At 60.6% G+C, this 22,347-nt stretch carries 17 protein-coding genes and 1 pseudogene; 13 read left to right on the top strand and 5 right to left on the bottom strand.

The genetic code is table 11. The features are described from left to right. Positions 1–67 precede the first annotated feature (67 nt). From KZ772_RS14835 to KZ772_RS14815, 5 genes are all read left to right on the top strand, one after another. On the top strand, positions 68–1,612 hold the full coding sequence (locus tag KZ772_RS14835) for a phosphoenolpyruvate carboxykinase (RefSeq protein ID WP_290537291.1): 1,545 nt from the start codon (positions 68–70) through the stop codon (positions 1,610–1,612). Between the two features lie 308 nt (positions 1,613–1,920). Next, entirely contained in the window at positions 1,921–3,213 is a 1,293-nt protein-coding gene (locus KZ772_RS14830) for an NAD(P)/FAD-dependent oxidoreductase (RefSeq protein ID WP_290537290.1), read from the top strand. A 235-nt stretch (positions 3,214–3,448) separates the two neighbouring features. Continuing rightward, positions 3,449–4,357, top strand: coding sequence for a YihY/virulence factor BrkB family protein (locus KZ772_RS14825; RefSeq protein ID WP_290537289.1), 909 nt, complete (start codon positions 3,449–3,451; stop codon positions 4,355–4,357). 61 nt (positions 4,358–4,418) lie between these two features. Further along, positions 4,419–4,817, top strand: coding sequence for a 3D domain-containing protein (locus KZ772_RS14820; protein ID WP_290537288.1), 399 nt, complete (start codon positions 4,419–4,421; stop codon positions 4,815–4,817). A 96-nt stretch (positions 4,818–4,913) separates the two neighbouring features. Beyond that, positions 4,914–6,104, top strand: coding sequence for a lytic murein transglycosylase (locus KZ772_RS14815; RefSeq protein WP_290537287.1), 1,191 nt, complete (start codon positions 4,914–4,916; stop codon positions 6,102–6,104). A 192-nt stretch (positions 6,105–6,296) separates the two neighbouring features. Here the strand turns inward: KZ772_RS14815 and KZ772_RS14810 are convergent, their stop codons facing one another. Next, positions 6,297–7,691 carry a PLP-dependent aminotransferase family protein gene (locus tag KZ772_RS14810; protein ID WP_290537286.1) on the bottom strand — a complete coding sequence of 465 codons (1,395 nt, stop codon included), beginning with the start codon at positions 7,689–7,691 and terminating at the stop codon, positions 6,297–6,299. A 99-nt stretch (positions 7,692–7,790) separates the two neighbouring features. Between KZ772_RS14810 and KZ772_RS14805 the strand changes: the two genes are divergently transcribed. Beyond that, complete coding sequence (locus tag KZ772_RS14805) at positions 7,791–8,228, top strand: carboxymuconolactone decarboxylase family protein (protein ID WP_290537285.1); 438 nt, start codon at positions 7,791–7,793, stop codon at positions 8,226–8,228. A 16-nt stretch (positions 8,229–8,244) separates the two neighbouring features. Here the strand turns inward: KZ772_RS14805 and KZ772_RS14800 are convergent, their stop codons facing one another. Beyond that, positions 8,245–9,156 carry a LysR family transcriptional regulator gene (locus tag KZ772_RS14800; RefSeq protein ID WP_290537284.1) on the bottom strand — a complete coding sequence of 304 codons (912 nt, stop codon included), beginning with the start codon at positions 9,154–9,156 and terminating at the stop codon, positions 8,245–8,247. Between the two features lie 110 nt (positions 9,157–9,266). On the opposite strand from KZ772_RS14800, the gene KZ772_RS14795 reads away from it, so the two are divergent. The 5 genes and pseudogenes from KZ772_RS14795 to KZ772_RS14775 form a co-directional block, all read left to right on the top strand. Continuing rightward, a complete protein-coding gene (locus KZ772_RS14795; protein ID WP_290537283.1) occupies positions 9,267–10,022 on the top strand; it encodes an SDR family oxidoreductase in 756 nt (251 codons plus the stop codon). 54 nt (positions 10,023–10,076) lie between these two features. Beyond that, positions 10,077–10,334, top strand: a complete 258-nt coding sequence (locus KZ772_RS14790; RefSeq protein ID WP_290537282.1) for a hypothetical protein — start codon at positions 10,077–10,079, stop codon at positions 10,332–10,334. A 66-nt stretch (positions 10,335–10,400) separates the two neighbouring features. Then, the gene (locus tag KZ772_RS14785; protein ID WP_290537281.1) at positions 10,401–11,516 is read left to right on the top strand and encodes a PQQ-dependent sugar dehydrogenase; all 1,116 of its coding nucleotides are present in this window, start codon (positions 10,401–10,403) and stop codon (positions 11,514–11,516) included. 161 nt (positions 11,517–11,677) lie between these two features. Further along, the gene (locus KZ772_RS14780; protein ID WP_290537280.1) at positions 11,678–13,633 is read left to right on the top strand and encodes a CocE/NonD family hydrolase; all 1,956 of its coding nucleotides are present in this window, start codon (positions 11,678–11,680) and stop codon (positions 13,631–13,633) included. 4 nt (positions 13,634–13,637) lie between these two features. Then, positions 13,638–13,992, top strand: a pseudogene (locus tag KZ772_RS14775) (hypothetical protein); the annotation flags it as partial. On the opposite strand, the gene KZ772_RS14770 reads toward KZ772_RS14775, so the two are convergent. From KZ772_RS14770 to ompR, 3 genes are all read right to left on the bottom strand, one after another. After that, the gene (locus tag KZ772_RS14770) at positions 13,989–14,543 is read right to left on the bottom strand and encodes an outer membrane beta-barrel protein (protein WP_290537279.1); all 555 of its coding nucleotides are present in this window, start codon (positions 14,541–14,543) and stop codon (positions 13,989–13,991) included. The pseudogene KZ772_RS14775 and the gene KZ772_RS14770 sit on opposite strands and share 4 nt — an antisense overlap. Positions 14,544–15,002: 459 nt before the next feature. Further along, entirely contained in the window at positions 15,003–16,319 is a 1,317-nt protein-coding gene (locus KZ772_RS14765) for an ATP-binding protein (protein ID WP_290537278.1), read from the bottom strand. Between the two features lie 106 nt (positions 16,320–16,425). Next, on the bottom strand, positions 16,426–17,136 hold the full coding sequence (gene ompR / locus KZ772_RS14760) for a two-component system response regulator OmpR (RefSeq protein ID WP_290537277.1): 711 nt from the start codon (positions 17,134–17,136) through the stop codon (positions 16,426–16,428). 207 nt (positions 17,137–17,343) lie between these two features. On the opposite strand from ompR, the gene KZ772_RS14755 reads away from it, so the two are divergent. After that, the gene (locus KZ772_RS14755) at positions 17,344–18,690 is read left to right on the top strand and encodes an HlyD family efflux transporter periplasmic adaptor subunit (protein ID WP_290537276.1); all 1,347 of its coding nucleotides are present in this window, start codon (positions 17,344–17,346) and stop codon (positions 18,688–18,690) included. Continuing rightward, entirely contained in the window at positions 18,683–22,294 is a 3,612-nt protein-coding gene (locus KZ772_RS14750; RefSeq protein ID WP_290537275.1) for an efflux RND transporter permease subunit, read from the top strand. The genes KZ772_RS14755 and KZ772_RS14750 overlap by 8 nt, the downstream gene beginning before the upstream one ends. The last annotated feature ends 53 nt before the right edge of the window (positions 22,295–22,347 follow it).

Below are 22,347 nucleotides of genomic sequence, written 5' to 3'. Positions count from 1 at the left end.
CAATGCGAACCAGAGTTTCGGCGCCCATACACGCTGAAACGGCACGGCCACAAGCCCAGGAATGACCATGACCGACCCGATTGTTTATAACGACCTCAGCCCGGCCCAGTTGGTAGAGCTGGCAGTTCAGCGCAACGAAGGCCGCCTGTCCGACACCGGCGCCCTGGTAGTGGAAACCGGTCATCGTACCGGCCGCTCCCCCATGGACCGCTACATCGTTGACGAGCCCAGCACCAGCGAGCACATCCACTGGGGCGCCATCAACCGTGCCTTCCCCGCCGACAAGTTCGATGCCCTGTGGGATCGTGTCAGCGTTGCCGTTGCCGACGCTGATGCCTTTGTTTCCCACCTGCACGTGGGCGCAGACACCGATCATTACCTGGCCGTGAAAGTGACCGCGCAGACCGCGTGGCACAACCTGTTCGCCAACACCATGTTCATCCGCCCGGAGAAGTACAATCCGCGCAACAAGGAAGAGTGGCAGATCCTGCACGCCCCGCACTTCCAGTGCGAGCCGGAGCGTGACGGCACCAACTCCGACGGCTGCGTGATCCTCAACTTCGCCCAGCGCAAGATCCTCATCGCCGGCATGCGCTACGCCGGTGAAATGAAGAAAGCCATGTTCTCCGTGCAGAACTTCCTGCTGCCGGAAAAAGACGTGCTGCCCATGCACTGCTCCGCCAACGTGGGCGAAGACGGCGACGTGGCCCTGTTCTTCGGTCTGTCCGGCACCGGAAAAACCACCCTGTCTGCCGATCCGGCCCGCTACCTGATCGGTGATGACGAGCACGGCTGGGGCAAGGACGTGGTCTTCAATATTGAAGGCGGCTGCTATGCCAAGTGCATCGACCTGAGCCAGAAGAACGAGCCGGTGATCTGGGACGCCATCAAGTTCGGCGCGGTACTGGAAAACGTCATCATCAATGACGAAACCCGCACCGCCGACTACGCCGATGTCTCCCTGACCCAGAACACCCGTGCCGCCTACCCGCTGGAAAACATCGACAAGAAGGTCGAAGCCAACCGTGCCGGCGAACCCAAGCACATCATCTTCCTGACCTGCGACCTGACCGGCGTCCTGCCTCCGGTGTCCAAGCTGTCCAAGGAAGCGGCGGCCTACCACTTCCTGAGCGGCTACACCGCTCTGGTAGGCTCCACCGAAATGGGCTCCGGTGGTGGCATCAAGAGCACCTTCTCCACCTGCTTCGGCGCCCCGTTCTTCCCCCGTCGTGCCGGTGAGTACGCCGAGCTGCTGATCAAACGCATGGAAGAATTCGGTTCCACCGTTTACCTGGTAAACACTGGCTGGACCGGTGGCCCCTACGGTGAAGGCGAGCGTTTCAGCATTCCCACCACCCGTGGCGTGGTGAACGCAATCCTGTCCGGCGATCTGGACAATGCGGAAACCGAGCACCTGGACATCATCAACCTGGACGTGCCCAAGAACGTTCCCGGCGTGGACAGCAAACTGCTGCAACCCAAGAACACCTGGGCCAACCCGGAAAACTACGAGGCCCGTGCCCGCGACCTGGCAGAGCAGTTCGAAAAGAACTTTGCCGAGAAGTACGCGGACGTGTCCGAAGAGATCCGCGCGGCCGGCCCCAAGGCCTGATCCGCAAGGATCACCGAAAAAGCCCGCCACCGGCGGGCTTTTTCATTGCCGCCCGGCGAGCAGACCCGCCCGCCCGGGAAGGCAAAAAGGAAACACCTGGTCTGGACTTGTTTACCACAAAGGCTAGACTGCACCTCCGGAATGATGACAGCCGTCATCGCTCCTTGCCCCACAAGGGCTCTGCCTCATTGATGAGCCTCTGAATACGCCAAGCGTTATTCAGAGGCTCCTTTAACCCGGACCTGTTCACCGTCAAGGTGGATATGATTGACTGGCAACCCATGCGGGTTAGCCCAACAGGAGCCCCAATGAGCAAACCCAGAATTGTTGTCGTCGGCGGTGGTGCCGGCGGTCTGCCTCTGGTGACCCGCCTGGGTCGCAAGCTCGGCAAATACGGCCACGCGGACGTAACCCTGGTGGATTCCTCCAGCATTCATGTGTGGAAGCCGCGCTTTCATGAAGTGGCCACCGGCGCCATCGACGCGGATCTGGATGCGGTGGACTACCGCGCCCACGCCCAGCTGAACCATTACCGCTTTGAGCCTGGCACCATGACCCAGGTGAACGTGACGGCGCAAACCCTGACGCTGGCACCGCTCCATGACAACCACGGCTCGGAAGTGCTGCCGGAGCGGCAACTGTCCTACGATTACCTGGTGCTTGCCACCGGTAGCCAGAGCAATGACTTCGGTACTCCCGGAGTCCGGGAAAACTGCCTGTTCATGGACAGTCGCGCCCAGGCTGAACGCTTTCGCGAACGCTTCCTGAATGCCTGCCTGCACGCCAACTACGAAGGCAAGCCGGTATCCGTGGCCATTGTCGGTGGCGGCGCCACCGGCGTGGAGCTGGCCGCGGAACTGCACCATGCCGTGTCCATGCTCAACTTCTACGGCCACGAAAAACTGGACCGCAAACACCTGCAGGTGGATGTGATAGAAGCAGCACCGCGCATCCTTCCGGTACTCAGCGAACGAGTCTCCGCCACCGCCACCAAGCGGCTGGAAGATTTGGGCGTGAAGGTGCGCACCGGTGTCATGGTGGCCGAAGCCACACCGGAGGCCCTGGTACCCAAGGAAGGCGATCCCATCAAGGCCGACCTGCTGGTGTGGGCTGCCGGGGTGAAGTGCCCGGACTGGCTGGGCCAGATTGAAGGCCTGACCACCAATCGCATCAATCAGGTGGAAGTGGAGCCAACCCTGCAGGCCAAGGGCCACAAGAATATCTTCATCATCGGCGATGCGGCGTTCCTGATCCCGGAAGGAGAAGAGCGCCCCATCCCGCCACGGGCCCAGTCCGCCCAGCAGATGGCCCAGCACACCGCCCGCAGCCTGCAGCAGTTGATCATGAAACGGGACCCACGCCCGTTCCAGTACAAGGACCATGGCTCGCTGGTGTCCCTGTCCAACTACAGCTCCGTGGGCATGCTGATGGGCAACCTGAAAGGCGGTAACTTCTTCGTGGAAGGCTGGCTGGCAAGGATGATGTACATCAGCCTGTACCGCATGCACCAGGCTGCCCTGTACGGCTGGCCGCGCACGATCATGCTGCTGATCGCCGGCCGCTTCAACAAGCTGGTGCGGCCAAGATTGAAGCTGCATTGATATCAGTTGCAAGTTTCAAGTCAAAAGTTGCAAAGCGCGGGCAAGGTAATCCGTAAACGGAACCGCCTTGCCCGCGCTGCACCTCTCGGCGGCATAACTTCCTCCTGCTTTCCAGCGCGGAGCACCCGGGCAGCCCGTTTGGCAACGCCACATCCCCGCGCTTTGCAACTTTAAACTTTCAACTTGCAACTCCCCCCCGCTACACTGCCTGAACATTCGCTGATGACAGGCCACGATGAAAGATACCTTTCTCTACTGGTTCGCTATCGTCAAAAACACCGTACGCCTGTGGCTGGATGGTAATGCCGCCAGCTATGCCGGATCGTTGGCGTTCTTTACTCTGTTTTCCATTGCCCCTGTCATCATCCTCGCGGTGAAAGTGATTTCCCTGGTAATGAGCAGCGAAGCGGCCATGGCGGAAATTCTCGGCCAGCTGGAAGCCACCGTCGGCCCCGCCGCCACCGAAGAAATCCGCAATGCCATCATGAACACCCGCGCCCCCAGTAAAGGGATTCTGGCCGGGCTGCTCAGCCTGGCAGTGATGATCATCGGCGCCACCACCGTATTCGCACAGATGCAGCGTTCCATGAATGCGATCTGGGAAGTGGTGCCACGCCCTTCACGCAATACCCTGGTGGCCCTTATCAAGAGTCGCCTGCTGTCATTGACCGTGGTGGTTTCACTGGGTTTTGTATTACTGGTGTCACTGCTGCTCAACGTGGCCGTGCAAACCCTGTTGGTCTACGCGGAAAACTGGATTCCCTTCCATGCCAGCGTGGCCCTGGGTCTGGAAGTGCTGGTCTCCATCATCGTCATCGCCCTGCTATTCGGCATGATCTTTCGCCTGCTTCCCGACGTGGTACTGAGCTGGAAAGACGTGGCCCCAGCCGCTCTGATCACCGCCATACTGTTTGCCATTGGCCGTGCCCTGATTGGCTTTTACCTGTCACACACGGCAACCGCCTCCACCTATGGCGCCGCCGGTTCGCTGGTGATACTGCTCATGTGGGTGTACTACTCCTCCATGATCTTGCTGCTCGGTGCCGCCTTCAGCCGCGCTCACAGTGAAGCCCGGGGCCGGGTTATCCGTGCCCGCTCCACCGCCGTACGGGTGCGCCGGGAAATTCACGAAACGCCCGCCTAGATTCATGTCCCCTTCACGGCTGAATTGACACGGTAAAGTGTCATTCTACGAAGGGGATCTCATGACATTAAAAACCGCATTTTCAGTAATCAGCCTCACTCTGCCTGTGCTGTTTCTATCTGCCTGCAGTGACAACACTGTCAGCCAGGAAGTCACCGCCACGGCGTACACTCTGTCCGAAGCGGAAACCAAGAAAGGCAATGTGGGGCTTGCCGCCTGGGGCGATCAGCTGGAACCAGGCATGAAAGCCATTGCCGTTTCCCGCGATCTCATCCCCAAAGGACTCACCCATCGCACAGAAGTGGAAGTGGAAGGCCTGGGCACCTATGTAGTGCTCGACAAGATGAACAAGCGCTGGACCGATAAAATCGACATCTTGATGGCAGACCGGGCCGAAGCTCGAGAGTGGGGAAAACAAACCGTTACCATTCACTGGGAAGCGCCGCAGGAAACACCCTGAACGATCCGGCAATTTTGCAATTCTCCCAATGAAACCCTGGCGGGGCCGTCGTAAACTGCCTGTCATTGATGTCCCTGCCACGGTTTCGGAGTCCCCATGGCCACCCGTTTTTTAGTGATTTCCCTGTTCCTGTTTTTCAGCCATCCTGCCCTGGCTCTGGATCAGGAAAGCTTTGCCATGTGCATCAGCAAATTGCGCCAGGCAGGACTGGAAGCCGGGCTGCCTGCCCAGGTCATCAGCCAGCATCTTGGCGATGTGAAACTGAATGAAAAAGTGGTGGAACTGGATCGCAGCCAACCGGAATTCACCAGCAGTTTTGCCGACTATTTCAACCGGCGCGTCAGCGAGCAACGGATTGAAAAAGGCCGCGAAAAATACCGCAGTCACCGCCCACTACTCGACACCCTGACTCGGGAATACGGCATCCCCGGTCACTACCTGGTGGCCTTCTGGGGACTGGAAACCAACTACGGCGGCTACCTGGGCAACATCCCCACCCTCGACGCCTTGGCCACGCTGACCTGCGAAGGCCGGCGCGGTGATTATTTTCAGGGCGAACTGTTCAATGCCCTGCGCATTCTGCAGGCCGGTGATGTGGAAATCTCACAGATGAAAGGTTCCTGGGCCGGCGCCATGGGGCAGACTCAATTTATGCCGGCGGTGTTTCTGAAACACGCTCAGGACCACGACGGCGATGGTCGCCGGGACCTGTGGGGCAGCACCGAAGACGCTCTGGGCTCCGGCGCCCACTTCCTGCAAGCACTGGGTTGGGAACGGGAAGAACGCTGGGGCCGGGAAGTCCACCTGCCCAAAGGCTTCGACTACCAGCTCACCGGCTTCGGCAACAAACGTTCCCTCGCCGACTGGGCCGAGCTGGGTCTGACCCTGCCCAATGGCAGCCCCCTGCCGTCAGCGGACATGGAGGCGGCGGTGATCGTGCCCGCCGGCCATCAGGGCCCCGCCTTTCTGGCCTATCACAATTTCCGGGTAATCATGGGCTGGAACCGTTCCGAGTCCTACGCCATCGCCGTAGGCCGACTGGCCGACCGCATTGCCGGCGCCGGCCCCCTGTCACAGGCACCGCCGCAGGCGCCACGGCTGGATCGGGAACAGGTCACCCGCCTGCAGCGCATCCTCAACGAACAGGGTCATGATGCCGGCAAGGAAGATGGCCTGATGGGCCCGGGCACCCGCAAGGCCATTGCCCGTTACCAGCAGGCCAACGATCTGGTAGCCGATGGTTTCCCGGGCAAGGAAGTGCTTACTCGTATCGGTATTCTGCCTTAATTCGGCGATCGGAGCGTCGCTGAAGGCGCGGCAAATCAGTTGCGAGATACGAGGAGCGAGAAGCGAAAAGCTGGCTTTCCCCGCCCCTTGATTTTGATTTTCGAAACTCGCTTCTCGCGACTCGCCCACTGCCTGGAGTATCGCGCCGCCAGCGACGCTCCTACCGCAGAGATTGCCAGTTGCCCTGACAGGCTAATCCAACACCGCCCTGGCCAGGGCGCTCACCCCCTCTTCAATAGTGTCATCCGCCAGAGCCCCGAACCCTAGCAGCACGCCGTTCATTGGCGGCAGTTGCGCATAGAGTTCCGCCAGTGGCGTGGCCGTCACCTGCTCCCGTTCCAGCGCAGCGTTCATGCTTGCCGGGTCGGCGGGGATACCCACCGCCATATGCAGACCCGCCATCTGCGGCAACACCTGAAAGTCCGACACCCCCTCCAGGGCCGACAGCAACCGACTGCGCCGCGTGGCATAGCGGCGCTGCATGCGGCGCAGGTGGCGGGCGAAATCGCCCTGTTCGATCAGGTGCCCCAGGGCACGCTGGGTCAGGGCATTGCTGTAGGCATCGGACAGGAACTTGGCCTGTAGCAGGGCATCGTGCAACCCGTCCGGCATCACCATATAGCCCATCCGGAAGGAGGCATGCAGCACCTTGGAAAAGGTCCCCAGGTACGCCACCTGCTGATGCTGGTCCAACCGCTTTAGCGCTTCCAGCGGACGTCCGGCGAACCGGTACTCGCCGTCGTAATCGTCTTCCACGATCAGCATATCCCGCTGCCGGGCCAGATCCAGCAACGCCAGGCGCCGCGGCAGGCTCATGGGCATACCCAAGGGAAACTGATGGGAAGGCGTCACATAAACCAGGCGGGCATCATTTGGAATCCGATCCACGCAGATGCCTTCCTGGTCCACCGGTACCGAGACCAGCCGGGCGCCGGCGGCCTCGAACACGGAACGGGCCGGGGGATAACCCGGCTCTTCCAGGGCCACTAACTCACCGGGGGCAAGCCGCACCCGGGCCAGCAGGTCCAGCCCCTGCTGGGCGCCCTGGGTAATCAGTAATTGCTCACTGTCACAGGGCAGGCCGCGACTGAATCCCAGGTAATCCGCCAACCCGCGACGCAGACGGGAATCGCCCTGGGGATCACCGTACAGACGGGATTCCCCCTGTTCATCGCGCATGGCCTGCTGCATGCAACGGCGCCAGGCCTGCCAGGGCAGTTGCGACCGCTCGGTAACCCCACCGGCGAAGTTGTAGCGACGGGCTTGCATATCTCCCCATAGCGGTCGTACCGGCCAGTGCGCACCGGGCCGTACCCCCACCGGCGCCACCGCACTCTCACGCCCCGGCGGCAGGCGCTCCACAAAAGTGCCACTTCCCGGCCTCGAGACCAGAAAACCTTCCGCGATCAACCGTTCATAGGCTTCCACCACCAGTTGCCGAGAAATCCCCAACTCACCAGCCAAGGTGCGACTGGGCGGCAGACGCTCACCCCGCTGCAGACGGCCATCCAGCAGCGCAGCACGCAAATCCCGGTACAAGCGTGTACGCAGGGGGCCTTCTCCCAACAGCGTCAGGTGCAACTGCAAATTGGTCTCCTGAAATCTGCCAAATTGGTTCTTTTTTCTAAACCATACGAGGATAGATTGAAAGCCTGATTTCCAACAGACAGAGAGGAAACCATCCCGATGAAAGCCCGCTTCAATTACTACACCGCCTCACCGGATACCATGAAAGCCATGTTCAGCAGCCAGGCCGTGATTGAGGCCACCGGACTGGAAGCCCGGCTGATCAATCTGGTCGAACTGCGCGCCTCACAGATCAACGGCTGCGCCTTTTGCATGCACATGCACTCGGCCCAGGCCCGCAAGAATGGCGTCAGCAACGAACATCTGGATACCCTGGCCGGCTGGCGGGATACCGACTGGTTTAGCGAGCGGGAACAAGCCGCCCTGGGCTGGACCGAATACCTGACCCGGCTGAGCCAGGGCGGCGACGGCGATGCCGCCTATCAAGCCCTGGCCCAGCACTTCACCGAAAAGGAGCGCACCGACCTGACCTATGTGATCGGCACCATCAACATGTGGAATCGCTTCAGCGTGGGCTTCCAGACCCACCCGGAATAACCGGCTGCCACCAGCCTCACTGCGCCATGCCCAGCACCTTGTCTTCCAGCACAGGTATGACCCAATCAATAAAGGCCTCCAGACGCCGAGTCATATGTTCGCGGTGCGGATACAGAAGGGTGATGGGCATGGGGGGCGGCACGGTGTCCGGCAGCACGCTGACCAGGCGGCCGGAATCCAGATGATGACGCACATCGTAGTGCGGCACCTGGATCATCCCCAGCCCCGCCAAGGCACAGGCAATCATCCCCTCCGCCGTATTCACCGTGACACGGGCGGGGAGCGCCAGGCTGTCCAGCCGGTCTCCCTGCCGGTATTCCCAGCTTTCCACCCTGCCAGTCATGGACGACGCAAACGCCACGATGCGATGGGATGACAGATCCTTTACCGTGTCGGGTCGACCATAACGGGCCAGATAAGCCGGGCTGGCACAGTTGCACAGCGGCAAGCTTCCCAGTGGCCGGGCAATCAGATTGCTGTCTGCCAGCTCCCCCACCCGAATCACACAATCCACGCCTTCGCTCACCAGATCCACCGCCCGGTCGGTAACACCCATCTGGATATCGATATCCGGATAACGATCCAGGAAATCCGGCAATGCCGGTGCCAGCACACGGCGCCCCAGGCGCCCGGGCACATTGATGCGCAGCTTGCCTTGAGGGCGACTATCGTTGACGGCAAACGCCCCTGCCAACTGTTCATAATCCTGCAACAATGACTGGCTTTTCCGGTAGAGGAAGCGGCCCTCTTCGGTCACCTTGATAGCCCGGGTGGTGCGATTCAGCAGACGCGCGCCCATCTCTGCTTCCAATTCCTTGATCGCTGTGGACACCGTGGAACGGGGTATCTCCAGGCTTTCAGCGGCCTTGGTAAAGCTCAGGCAATCCACCACCCGGACGAAGATATGCATTCTTTCAAGACGATCCATGGCTTCTCATTGTTCGTTATTTTCGACAGGTGCTGTCAGCTTACACCGGTTTATGCCCCTGCGAAGCCTGCCGACAATAGCTCCACCACAAACAACCAGGAGCAAGACTGATGACGGACTACGGATTCAAGGACAAGGCGGTACTGATTGCCGGCGGCGCCAAGAACCTGGGCGGCCTGTTGAGCCGGGAAGTCGGCCGCGAAGGCGCCAAAGTGGTGGTGCACTACAACAGCGATGCCACCCGCGCCGATGCGCAAGACACGGTCAAGGCGGTGAAAGACCTGGGTGGCGATGCTTACATGACCCAGGGCGACCTGACCCGGCCTGCCAATGTGGAAGCGCTTTTCCAGGAAGCCAAAGAAAAGTTCGGCGGCATCGATATCGCCATCAATACCGTGGGCAAGGTGTTGCGCAAACCGATCGTGGAAACCAGTGAAGATGAATACGACTCCATGTTCGATATCAATGCCAAATCCGCCTACTTCTTCATCAAGGAAGCGGGCAAAAACCTTAACGACAACGGCAAGATCGTCACCGTGCTCACCTCTCTGCTGGCCGCCTTTACCGATGGCTATTCCACCTATGCCGGCGGCAAATCACCGGTAGAGCACTTCACCCGTGCAGCCGCCAAGGAATTCGGAGGTCGCGGCATCTCGGTTTCCGCCGTGGCCCCCGGCCCCATGGACACGCCCTTCTTCTACGGCCAGGAAACCCCGGAACGGGTGGCCTTCCACAAGTCCCAGGCCATGAACGGGGACCTGACCAAAATCGAGGACATCGCCCCCATCATCAAATTCCTGGCCACGGAGGGTTGGTGGATCACCGGCCAGACAATCTTTGCCAACGGCGGTTACACTACCCGTTAGCGCCAACAGGCAGGCACGTACCGTGCCTGCCGCCCATCTCACTGGGAGCCGCACATGCATACGCTTATCGTCATTCTCGGTGGTCTTTTGCTGTTCGCCCTACTGGCGCTAATCGGCCGCTCCATCCCCTGGCTGCAACACCATCTGCTCGCCGTCTTCGCCCTGCTCTGGTTTATCGCCTCGGCCATCAACATGACCGTGGGCATTGTCCATGCCGGTTATTCCTTTATGGCCGAACTGCCTATTTTCTTTGTGGTATTTCTGGTTCCTGTTGCTCTGGCCTGGGCGATGAATCGAAAACGCCAGCGTTAGTGACGATGGTTCACCCTTCACGCCGGGCATGGCATGCTCAAGCCAGTCCGAACAAGGGAGCTCCTCATGCGATCACTGATCACCGTCACCCTCACGGCCCTGAGCCTGTGCGCCTGTGCCGACAACGCCGCCACCCTGACCCCGCAAAGCAATGACAGGGTTAAGACCGAGCAAATCACCGATGGCCTGAACCACCCCTGGTCTCTGGCATTTCTGTCCGCTGACGAATGGCTGATCACAGAACGGCGCGGCACTCTGCGCCGGCTGGTGAATGGCAGCCTGCAGGAAGACCCGGTCAGCGGGGTACCAGAGGTGGTGGCCAGTGGCCAGGGCGGGCTGTTCGATGTAATGCCGCACCCGGATTTTGCCGACAACCAGCGCCTTTACCTGAGCTATGCCAAACCCTGTGGTGACAATGGCGGCACCACGGCGGTGGGCTACGGCACTTACCGGGATGGCGCCCTGAAAGACTTTCGCGATATCTATGTGGCGGAAAAAGCCTGCACCAACACCGCCAAACATTTTGGCGGGCGCATCCTGTTTGATAACGACGGCTACCTGTTTGTCACCGTGGGCGACCGGGGTGAGCGCGACCGCGCCCAGGACACCGCAAACCCGGCCGGTAGCGTGCTGCGCCTGCACGACGATGGCCGCATCCCCGATGACAATCCGCTGGCCAACCAGCCTGGCAAGGCAGCGGCCATCTGGAGCTGGGGTCACCGCAATCCCCAGGGGCTGGCCCTGCATCCGCAGAGCGGCACGCCCTGGCTCAACGAGCACGGTCCCCGCGGCGGAGACGAAATCAACGCGGTGGAACCCGGCGTCAACTACGGCTGGCCAGTGATTACCTATGGCCGCGAATACTACGGCCCTGCCATCGGCGAGACCGAGAAGGCTGGCTACGCCCAGCCGCTACTGCACTGGACCCCCTCCATCGCGCCGTCAGGCATGGCCTTCATTACCAGCGACCGCTACCCGGACTGGCAGGGGCATACCGTACATGGTGCGCTAAAGCTGACACACCTGAACAAGGTCGCTTTCGATGGGCGCAAACCGGTTTCCGAAGTGCGCATGCTGGCCGACGAGAGCAACCGCATTCGCGATGTACGCCAGGGCCCGGACGGCTACCTGTACCTGCTCACGGACAGTGACAACGGGGCGCTGCTTCGCCTGGATCCCTGACAGGTCTGGCCACGGCCAGCCGGGCCCGGCCTTTCTCTTACACTCGGAAACGAAACCAGCGGGTTCTTTCACTATCTTGCACATTGGTACCAACAGATCGGGAGGCAGCCGGCTTCTATCCTCATAAGCGAAAACATGTATAACAAAATCAGGATAGAACCATGCTGTGTTTCTCTTCTCACCGGGCCCCTGGCGTGCTGGCCATGCTGCTCTGCACCACTCTGTCTTTCAGCGGCTGCGGGGGCGGGGGTAACAGCGCCTCGCCCAGCACCCCCTCCACCAATGTGGACAGCCCCACTGGCAACACCGGCAATGACGAGGACAGTCATGGCGATGACGCCAGCACGCCCGTTAATCTGCGCTGGGGCGAACCCTACCAGCGCGATGAGGAATACTCGAACACCGTCAATCTTCCCCAGCAGCTGATCACCATGCGCGACGGCATTCGCCTGGCGGCCACCGTGACCCTGCCGGCAGATGCCAATGGCAACGCCATCGACGGCCCCTTCCCGGTGATCGCCACCTTCACCGGCTACAATCAGTTCCTGTCCGGCAGCCTGATCGCTGACCTGGATCTGGTGAAACACGGCTATGCCTACATCAGTGTGGATATGCGCGGCACCGGCGCCTCGGAGGGCAGCTGGCAGGCCTTCAGCCAAGTGGACCAGGACGACATGGCTGAACTGGTGGAGCACATCAAGACACAGCCCTGGAGTAACGGTCGTATCGGCATGAACGGCCCCTCCTACATGGGTATCACCGGCCTGCTCACCGGCGCCCAGGAAGATCCGGCCGTGCAGGCGATTTTTGCCGTGGTGCCCATGGGCGATGCCTACCGGGATATCGTGTTCTCCGGAGGCCAGGTGAATGCCGGCTTTATCCCGTTGTGGATGGCGTTGGTCACGGGCCTTGGCGTCATCCCCACCTCGGCGGGCTTCGAGAATGGCGATCCCGCCTATAGCCTCACCACCCTGCTCCAGCACCTGCAAGGCGCACTGGTGGATTTCCAGGCGCCGGTGATTGCCGGGGCCCTGATTGGCGACGAGAACCGCTTCGACACCGAGTTCTGGCGTATTCGTTCCCCGCTCGAGCAAATCGACAAGATCAGCGCGCCCACCTTTGTGGTTGGCGGTCTCAACGATATTTTCCAGCGGGGCGAGCCGCTGATTTATGAAGGGCTCAAGGACCACACCACCGCCAAACTGCTGATCGGTCCCTGGCAGCACCTGGACGGCTCATCCGGTGCCGGCCTGCCCGCGGATGGCGTGCCGGACCTGGACAGCCTGCGACTGGCCTGGTTCGACCATTACCTGAAAGATATCGACACCGGCGCCCCGTCCTACCCGCCGGTAACTCAGTACTACACCGGTGCTGAACGCTATGTCACCGCCGCCGACTGGCCTCACCCCCAGGCCAACGCGGAAACTTTCTACCTGCACGGCCAGCTCGGTCTGCCGTTATTTGGCAAGATCAGCGGAGAGGCTCCCACCAGCAACAAGCAGACCAGCCTGCTGCAAACGCCAGTGAACGGTCTCTGCTCTGCCAGTGCCAGCCAGTGGACCGCCGGCGTGCTGGGCATGATCCTGCCCCCCTGCGCCAGCCAGGACAATGTGGTCAATATGCTGGAAGCGGTGTACACCAGCGAACCGCTGGAACAGGACATGGCCATCAACGGGCCGATCACCGGGCAGATTTGGGCTTCCACCACCGCCCTGGATACCAACGTCACCGTACGCGTCAGTGTAGTAGGCGACAACGGCATTGCCCGGCCGCTCACTCACGGGATTCAGATGGCTTCCCTGAGTGCCTTCTATGCCAGCAAGTCGCGCTTTATGAACGGCAAACTGGTTCAGCCCTGGCACCCGTTCACCGAAGCGTCGCAAAAGACTATCACTCCCCTGCAACCGTTCCGGGCCGATGTGGAAGTGTTCCCCACCAGCGCCCTGATCAAGGCCGGGGAAAGACTGCGTATCAGTGTGGGCAGCAGCGACCTGCCCCACGGCCTGAGCCCGATCCCGGATCTGCTCACCAGCCTGCTCGGCGCCATGACCATTTATAGCACTCCGGCCATGCCGTCACGGGTGAATATTCCGTTGGTACCAGCCAGCGCACTCTGACCCGAATGTCAGTCCCCGACGCGAACTGTCGACACTGATCAAACAGCAGGTGCTATTCACCCAGGGCGGGCCAGCATCGGTTTCGGTGGCATGTTTGCGGTGTTCAGTTATGTGATGCCCATCCTCACCGAACAGGCCGGCATGGCGGAACGCTGGGGGCCATTCCACTGATTCTGATCTGGTGCGCGTTGATTCAGGAGAGCTTCTATTTTGCCGCTAACTGGATGGTGGCGGGCATCGTTTTTGTGGGGCTGGTGGGCGCGGCACTGGCTATCGGCGGGTTACTGATCTTTCTGTCCGGGCGGGCGCTGGAGAGGCGCAGCCCGAAGGCTGCGCCTGTCATATCCGGCAGAGATTAAAAACGCTGCAGGAAACCGATGTTGATGGTAGTCAGATCGAAATCATCATCATCGTCAAGCTGCACCCATTCGGCAGTCAGCGCCGTTTCTTCACTGAGATTCACTTCGACCCCGGCGCCGTAGGAGGGATCACTGGCAGTACGCTCCTCGGTGTTACGCGCCGTCCCGAACAGGGTGCTGACTTCCGTGGTGACTTCTGCAGTGGCGGTGGAATGCCCCAGCAAAATATACGGAGCCACCGGAAGACTTCGATCCAGACCCACTTTCAGATAGGCGCCTACCAGCCATTCCGGATCCAGTGACACCGTGGTGGCGCCATCACTGATATCGTCATCATCAAAGCCGTATCCGAGTCGACCTTCCAGCGCCACAAAAGGATTGAACTGCATACCGAAACGGGCCTGCAGAGCCGAGGTTTCAAGATCATCGCCCCCTGTTTCCTGATTCAGCATGTTGTACTGAACGCCGAAATATCCATCCTGTTGATACACATCCGACGCAAAGCCAGGGGAGGCAATAATCAGCAAAGGCAACAGCAATATTTTCTTCATGGTCTCTCCTAGGTTAATTTTCTCGCGCATCAAGGGTATCGTTCTGACACCGTATTGTCATAGGGCATCTGTCGTTATTCCGAAACAAAAAAAGGCCGCACAAAGGTGCGGCCCAACGACCTGTTTCTGCTGTTGCAGCGACAGGCTATCGGCATTCATAACACGGGTTTCCCGGTCAGGAATCAGCGATCAGGTAGAAGAAAACACTGTCAGCGCATCGACATAGTGCGGGTGCCGAGGATAAATCATGGTGGGCTCTCCCAAGTCCATTTGGCAAGATTTTCGGGGCAGCATTGTTGTTTCCCGAAACGGTATCTTTTTCATTGTTTCTGCCGTTTTTTGTTTTAGAAGTACTGCTGGCGACATGCTCAATAGAATGCGCTGCTGAGCAAAACCAGACTTTGCGTCAGCGCACATTCCCGACCCGAGAATGTGGTTTTTTTGTTATCGGCCGGTTCGTTAACGTACCCCCGCAGAGAGCGATTCCGGCTGCACAAACTTGCCGGTCACCGGGAAACGTACTTCCACCAGCAAACCACCGTGTTCATGGTTAGCCAGATTAATTTCGCCGTGATGCATGTCGACAATGCGCTTGACGATGGCCAGCCCCAGACCACTACCACTGAGGGTGCGAGCTTTCTCACCCCGGGAAAACGGCTGCAACAACAGGGGAATGTCCTCTTCGCGAACACCCTTGCCATGGTCCCTGACAGTCAGTCGCACCACATTGTCGGTGACAGCGGTGCGCACCTCCACAGGTGCCGCGCCATACTTGAGCGCATTACCAATCAGATTGGCCAGCATTCGCTTTACGGTAAGCCGCTTGAGCATCAGACGCGGCAGATCCTGCAACTCATAACGAATTTTTTCAGCAGGATACTTGCCAGCCACTTCCTGTATCAGATCGTTGAGATTTTCCAGGTCCGGCTGCTCATCGGCACCGTCGCGGATAAAGGAAATGAACTGGTCGAGAATGGCGTCCATATCCTCGATGTCTTCGATAATGCCGTGGGCCAGCTCATCGTCCTGCATGAATTCCGCCGACAATCGCAATCGGGTCAGCGGTGTACGCAGGTCATGGGACACCCCCGCCAGCAACAGGGCCCGGTCCCGCTGGGCCTGTTGCAGATCGCTGGTCATCCGGTTGAAAGCCGCGTTCACCGCCTGAATCTCCTCCGGCCCGATACTGGTATCCAGCACCGGCACCGCTTCACCACGGCCCACTTTCAATGCTACCCGGGCCAGCCTGCGCAACGGCAGATTAAGACCCCGGGCAATCAACAGGCCGCCGATAATGGCCAGCAGCGGCACTGTCACCCCCCAGCCCAGCAGCAGGTAGCGATCATAGTCACGGAAGAATTCCATGGGCACCCGCAACCACTGCCCCTGAAACGACGGCGCACTGACCCACAGCACCGGCTGGCGACTGTCCTCCAGCCTTACCGTGACCGGCTCGCGCAGACGCTCCTGCAACTCTTCCCGAAAGCGGCTGACCACCGGCTGGGACAACAGCACGGTACCCTGATGCAGGTTGTCAGGAGTGGCCACTTCAATACTGGTGGCGCCGGCCAACCGCTGGGCGAGTCGAGCGTCTTCATCACCGGAAGAGGAAAACGCCAGCTCCGCCTGCAGCACTGTCAGACGGGCATACTCGCGAATACCGGGCAGGTAGGCGTTACGGGCAAAGAACCACAGGGTCAGCGCCTGGCTGATGCCGATGACCAGCCCGACCACGATGGCAGAACGGACAAAGGCAGTGCGGGGATAAAACTTCACTGGCGAGATTCCATGACGGTGTGAGCAGAGAATAGCAGACCCGGCGTCGGACGTCGGAGGTCAAACCCCGAACAATGGACATCCGACGGCAGACATCAGACCTCTCTCAATCCGGCACAAACACATAACCCACACCCCAGACAGTCTGGATATAACGGGGCTTGGAGGGATCGTCTTCCAGCAGGCGCCGCAGCCGCGATACCTGCACGTCGATGGAACGCTCCATGGCGGACCATTCGCGCCCCCGGGCCAGACTCATCAGCTTGTCACGGGTGAGCGGCTCGCGGGGGTTTTGCACCAGGGCCTTGAGCACGGCGAATTCACCGGTGGTCAGATTCTGCGGATCGCCATCGCGCAACAGGGTGCGGTTACCCAGGTCCAGCTCCCAGGGGCCGAAGTTCACCCCACCTTCTTCCTTACTGGGCGCACCGGGTAATTCACGTACGTGACGGCGCAGCACTGCCCGAATACGGGCATCCAGCTCCCGGGGATTGAACGGCTTGGGGAGATAATCATCGGCACCTGCATCCAACCCCTCGATGCGCTCCGCATCATCGCCCTTGGCGGTCAGCATGATGATCGGCATCCGGTTTTCCGCCTCACGCAGACGCCGGCAGATGGACAGGCCATCTTCCCCGGGCAGCATCAGGTCCAGCACCATCAGCGAATAGATTTCCCGGGACAGGGCCCGATCCATCTGCTCCGCATCGCCCACCGCCTTGACGGCATAGCCCGCCTCTTCGAGAAAACGCTGCAGCAGACTGCGCAGACGGGCGTCGTCATCGACGACGAGAATTTTATCCTGTTGTTCTGTCACGGTGCCTCCACTTATCGCAGACTCTGATTTACGCGTTGTGGACCGAACGTGCAAGAAAATGGCCTGAAGAGATTGTATAAAAACATTGCAGTCTGCGAAGCTGATTCACTGCCAGTGCTGCCTAGCGGCAGCCCAAGTAGGCACCAGAAAGAGAAATCGCTACAGTACGCGACAAATAAGAATGGCTATCAACAAAGGATTCCTCCCTTGCGAGACCGTTTGAAACAGCTCCCACCTGTGGCCCTGGTCATCCTGGGCACCATTCTGGCTATTGTATTGCTGGCCGTATTCAAACCGTCCGCCCCTACCCGCGATGTGAGCGAGCGCCACGACCGGGTGCGTTTTGTGCTGGCCGATCCCGGCGCCCGCTCCCCCCATATCCAGCTGTTCGGGCGGGTACAATCCCCCCGTGCCGCCAACCTGACCGCCGTGGTGACTGCCAATGTGTCCAACATCCCGGTGCGCGCCGGTAGCAAGGTCAGCGCTGGCCAGTTGCTGATCCAGCTGGACGACACCGAGGCGGCGCTGACCCGGGATCAAGCCAAGGCAAGCCGCGACGAGGCCGCCGCCCAATTGCAGACCACCCGCCTGCGCTATCAGAGCGACAAGAAAAACCTGGCGCTGGAAAAGAAACTGGCACAACTCTCCGAAGACAATCTGCAACGGCTGCAATCCCTGCGCGGAAAAAATCTGGTCTCCCAGACCCAGCTGGACCAGGCAGAGGAAGCCAAGGCCCGTGCCGAACTGTCATTGAGCCAGCGCCAGCTCAGCGTCAGCGATTTCGAGAACGAATTGGCTCGCATGAAAGCCCGACTGGCCAGCGCCGAAGCCCAGCTGCAGCAGGCAGAACTGGACCTGACCCGCACTCGTGTCGAAGCCCCCTTCGATGGCACCGTGACACACATTCCGGTGGCACCGGGGGAGCGGGTACGCCCCGGTGAACCTTTGCTCAGCCTGTTTGCCAACGCCGAACTGGAAGTACGCGCACAGATTCCCGAACGCTACCTGGCCGCCGTGCGCGATGGCCTGGATCAGGGGCAACTGGCCGCCAGCACCGAACTGGAAGGCCACACCCTGGCGCTGAACCTCAAACGACTGGCCGGCGAAGCCAGCGAAGCCCGTGGCGGCATCGACGGCCTGTTCGAATTTGTCGATGGGGTGCCCGCTGCCGCCCTGGGCCGGCCGTTGACCATCACACTGACCCTGCCAGCCCGGGATAACCTGATTGCCCTGCCGGCCACCGCCCTGCACGGCCTCAATCGCCTCTATGTGATTGATGACGACAACCGCCTTCGGCGCGCCCAGGCAGACATCGTCGGCGAAGCCATGGATCGGGAAAACGCACAGCTGCTTCTCCATGCGCCCACGCTTGAAGGGGGTGAGCGCATCATGACCACCCAGCTGCCCCAGGCTATTGTCGGCCTGCCGGTGGATCCGCAACCGGTGCCGGGCAGCAACGCAGACATTGGAGAATCAGACGTAAAGGGTGCTTCGGCACCAGCCGTTATCGACAGCAAGGAAGGCAGCAACAAAGAGGGCAATCAGGGTGAGTGAGTCACGGGGCCTGATCGCCAGCTTTACCGAGCACAAGGTCGCATCGAATCTGTTGATGCTGTTGATGGTGATGCTCGGGTTTCTCGGCCTCAACCGGCTCAACACCCAGCTGTTTCCGGATTTTGATTTCGACTACATCACCGTCACCATCCCCTGGCGGGGGGCCAGCCCGGAGGATGTGCAGCGCTCCATCACCATTCCGGTGGAGCAAGCCATCAAAACCCTGCCCAACACCAAGAAGCTGATCGCTCGTTCCCAGCAGGGCGCCTCGGCCATCTTTATCGAGCTGGAAGATGGCACCGACCTGGGACTGGCTCTGGACGAAGTACGCCAGCGCATCGACTCCATCCGCAACCTGCCCCAGGACGCCGAACGACCGGTGATTCAGAAGATCACCAACTATTCGCTGGTCACCTCCATCATGGTGTCCACGGAAAACGGCTCCCTGGAAGAGCTGCGTCCGTTGGTGCGCAACATGGAGGACGAAATCCTCGCCCTGGGGGCCGGCAAGGTGGACTTCCTCGGCTTGCCGGAAGAAGAAATGGCCATCCAGATCCCCGCTGCGGCCCTGCATGATCTGCGCATGAGTCTTGGCGAGATCAGCAACCGGGTACGCAGTTTCAGTCAGGACATTCCCGCCGGCACCGCGGGCCGGGATGACGCCGCCAAACAATTGCGCGCCCTGGGACAGCGCCGTGACGAGCGGGCCTTCGCCGATCTGCCACTGATTACCACCACCGACGGCCAGCAACTGAGTCTGGGCGACGTGGCCACCATCGAGCGGCGGCCCCGGGACGACCAGCCCACCCTCACCTATCAGGGCAACCCGGCCATCGAACTGCAGGTGATGCGCGGCGAAGACGGAGACATGCTGGAGCTGGCCGACAAGGTTCGCAGTTGGGGGGCAGAGTACCGCACCACCCTCCCGGAAGGTGTACAGATGACCTTCTATTTCGAGGCCTGGAAGCTGGTACAGGAACGCATCTCCACCCTGCTGTGGAATGGCATCAGCGGCCTGCTGCTGGTGATCGCTACGCTCTATTTCTTTCTCAATGCCAGGGTGGCCTGGTGGGTCACCGTGGGCATCCCTGTGTCTTTCATGGCCACCCTGGGGCTGGTCTGGCTGTTTGGCGGCACCATCAACATGATCAGCCTGTTTGGCCTGATTCTGGCCCTGGGGATCATCGTCGACGATGCCATTGTGGTGGGCGAGGATACCCTCACACACTTACAGCAGGGGGAGTCCGCCCAGCGTGCCGCCCTGGGGGGCGCCCGACGGATGTTCTGGCCGGTGGTGGCCTCCAGCACCACCACCATTGCCGCCTTTCTGCCCCTGGGCATGATGAGCGGCGCCATGGGCAAGATCGCCTTCGACATTCCCTTCGTGATGATCTGTGTGATCCTGGCCTCCCTGCTGGAATGCTTTCTGGTACTGCCCGGCCATCTACACCACAGCTTCAGGGGCATTCAGGTGAAAGCCTCCGGGGTGCGGGAGCGTATCGACGCCGGTTTCAACCGGTTTCGCGAAGAGCGCTTCCGGCCGCTGGTAGCCTGGGCCATTCGTCATCGGCATCTGGTCAGCGTCTCCGCCATAGCGGCTTTCATCCTGGCGCTGAGCCTGATCGCCACCGGCTGGCTCAAGTTCACCTTCTTCCCGCCGGTGGATGGAGATCAGCTGCGGGCCGTGGTGGAGTTTTCCTCCGGCACCGACCGGCGCCAGGTGGATCGCTTCCTGTCCCATCTGGAAGACGCCCTGAACGAGACCAATGAGGAACTGGGGGGACATCTGGTCAAGACTGTCATCAGTCACCATGGCGCCGCCGCCGGCTTCCCCAACCCCGGCGGGCGCATGGAAAAATACGGTGATGAATACGGCACCCTGGTGGTGGAAGTCCATGTGGGCTCGGACAGGAAAATCAGCAATGACCAGCTGATCCAGAGCTGGCGTGAGAAACTCACCCTGCCCGCCGGTCTGGACCAGCTCACCATTTCCCAACCCGAAGCCGGCCCCCCCGGCAAACCCATCGAGGTGAAGCTCACCGGCAGTGATGCGCCGACACTGAAGCAGGCGTCCCTGGCACTGCAGGAACGACTCAACGATTTTGCCGGGGTCAGCAACGTGGACGACGACCTGCCCTACGGCAAGGAACAACTGACCTTTGAACTGACCGCCCAGGGCCGCGCTCTGGGGCTGACCCTCAACGAGGTGGCCAGCCAGTTACGCGCCGCCTTCGACGGCAATCTGGCCCAGCTCTATAACGAGGAAGACGAGGAAATCGAAGTGCGGGTGATGCTGCCGGATAATGAGCGTCGCCAATTCACCGCACTGGAGCGTCTGCCCATCATCACTGCCCAGGGCGAGGCCATCGCCCTGCGGGACGTGGTGAACTTTGATGCCCGTAAAGGCGTGGACTTACTGCGCCGGGTCAACGGCGAACTGGCCGTCACCGTCTACGCGGATCTGGACCCGGAGCAGGGCAACGCCAACGAAATCATTGCCAGCCTCAATGACAGCACCCTGCCCGACCTGAAAGCCAAATACGGCATCGGTGTCGGCTACGAGGGCAAGCTGCAGGAACAGGCCGACAACCTCAAGGACATGGCTACCGGTGCACTGCTCGGCCTGGCCCTGATCTATGTGGTGCTGGCCTGGGTATTCAGCTCCTACTCCTGGCCCCTGGCGATCATGACCGCCATTTTCTTCGGCCTCACCGGCGCGGTGATCGGGCATATCTTCACCGCGCCTTTCGGCATCAAGTTTTCCATGTTCTCGGCCATGGGGCTGTTCGGTCTGTCCGGCATTATCGTCAACGATTCCATCGTGCTTGTGAGCTTCTACCAGCAACTGGTGGCCGAGGGCATGGAACGCTTCGAGGCCATCGTGGAAGCCTGTGTACGCCGACTGCGGGCGGTGCTGCTGACCTCCATCACCACCATCGCCGGCCTCACCCCAATCCTGTTCGAAAGCTCCCTGCAGGCCCAGTTCCTCAAGCCCATGGCGGTGAGCATTGTCTTCGGGTTACTGTTCGGCACCGTACTGATCCTGCTTGTGGTGCCAGCCATGCTGATGCTGATCGAGGAGCAGCGTGACCGTCTCCAGGGCGTTGGCCCACATCTGGCACCGGCCAACTGGGGCGAACTGGCACGCCGTGCCTGGCGTTTCGACCCGGCCCATTACCGCCAACAACCGGGCCCGCAGGGTCTGGGTGGCCACCTGTGGTGGGTAATGATTCTCGGCCCCTGGCTGTTGCTGACAATACTGGGCAAACTACCGCTGCTGCTGCAGGCGCTGAACGCCGACGCTGGACCGTTGCTGGTGGCACCGACCGGGCTGCTGTGGCTGCTGATGACGGGCCTGGGCGCCGCCTTCCTGTGGCAGCTGTTCCGGCGCCGCCAGCGGGCTAGCAGGCTGGCCGTATACTGGCTGCTGGTGACAGGTTTCGGCAGTCTGCTGATAGCAGCACTGGCGCCATTGGCAGGCCTGCAGGGGGAGTTGCTGGCCGGTGCTTTCTGGTCGCAGGCGCGCTGGAGCCTTGTTACAGCACTTATCGTGCTGCCACTGCTATTTTGGAGCCGGCGCAGCGCCCAAACGCTGACAAGCTGAACCTGGCTGACTGATTACGGCATCACAGTGCCATAATTCGACAGCTTACCTTT

Origin of the sequence: Alcanivorax sp., assembly GCF_019431375.1 — a bacterium.
Lineage (GTDB): Bacteria > Pseudomonadota > Gammaproteobacteria > Pseudomonadales > Alcanivoracaceae > Alcanivorax > Alcanivorax jadensis_A.
This window is presented reverse-complemented; position numbering and strand designations above follow the sequence as displayed.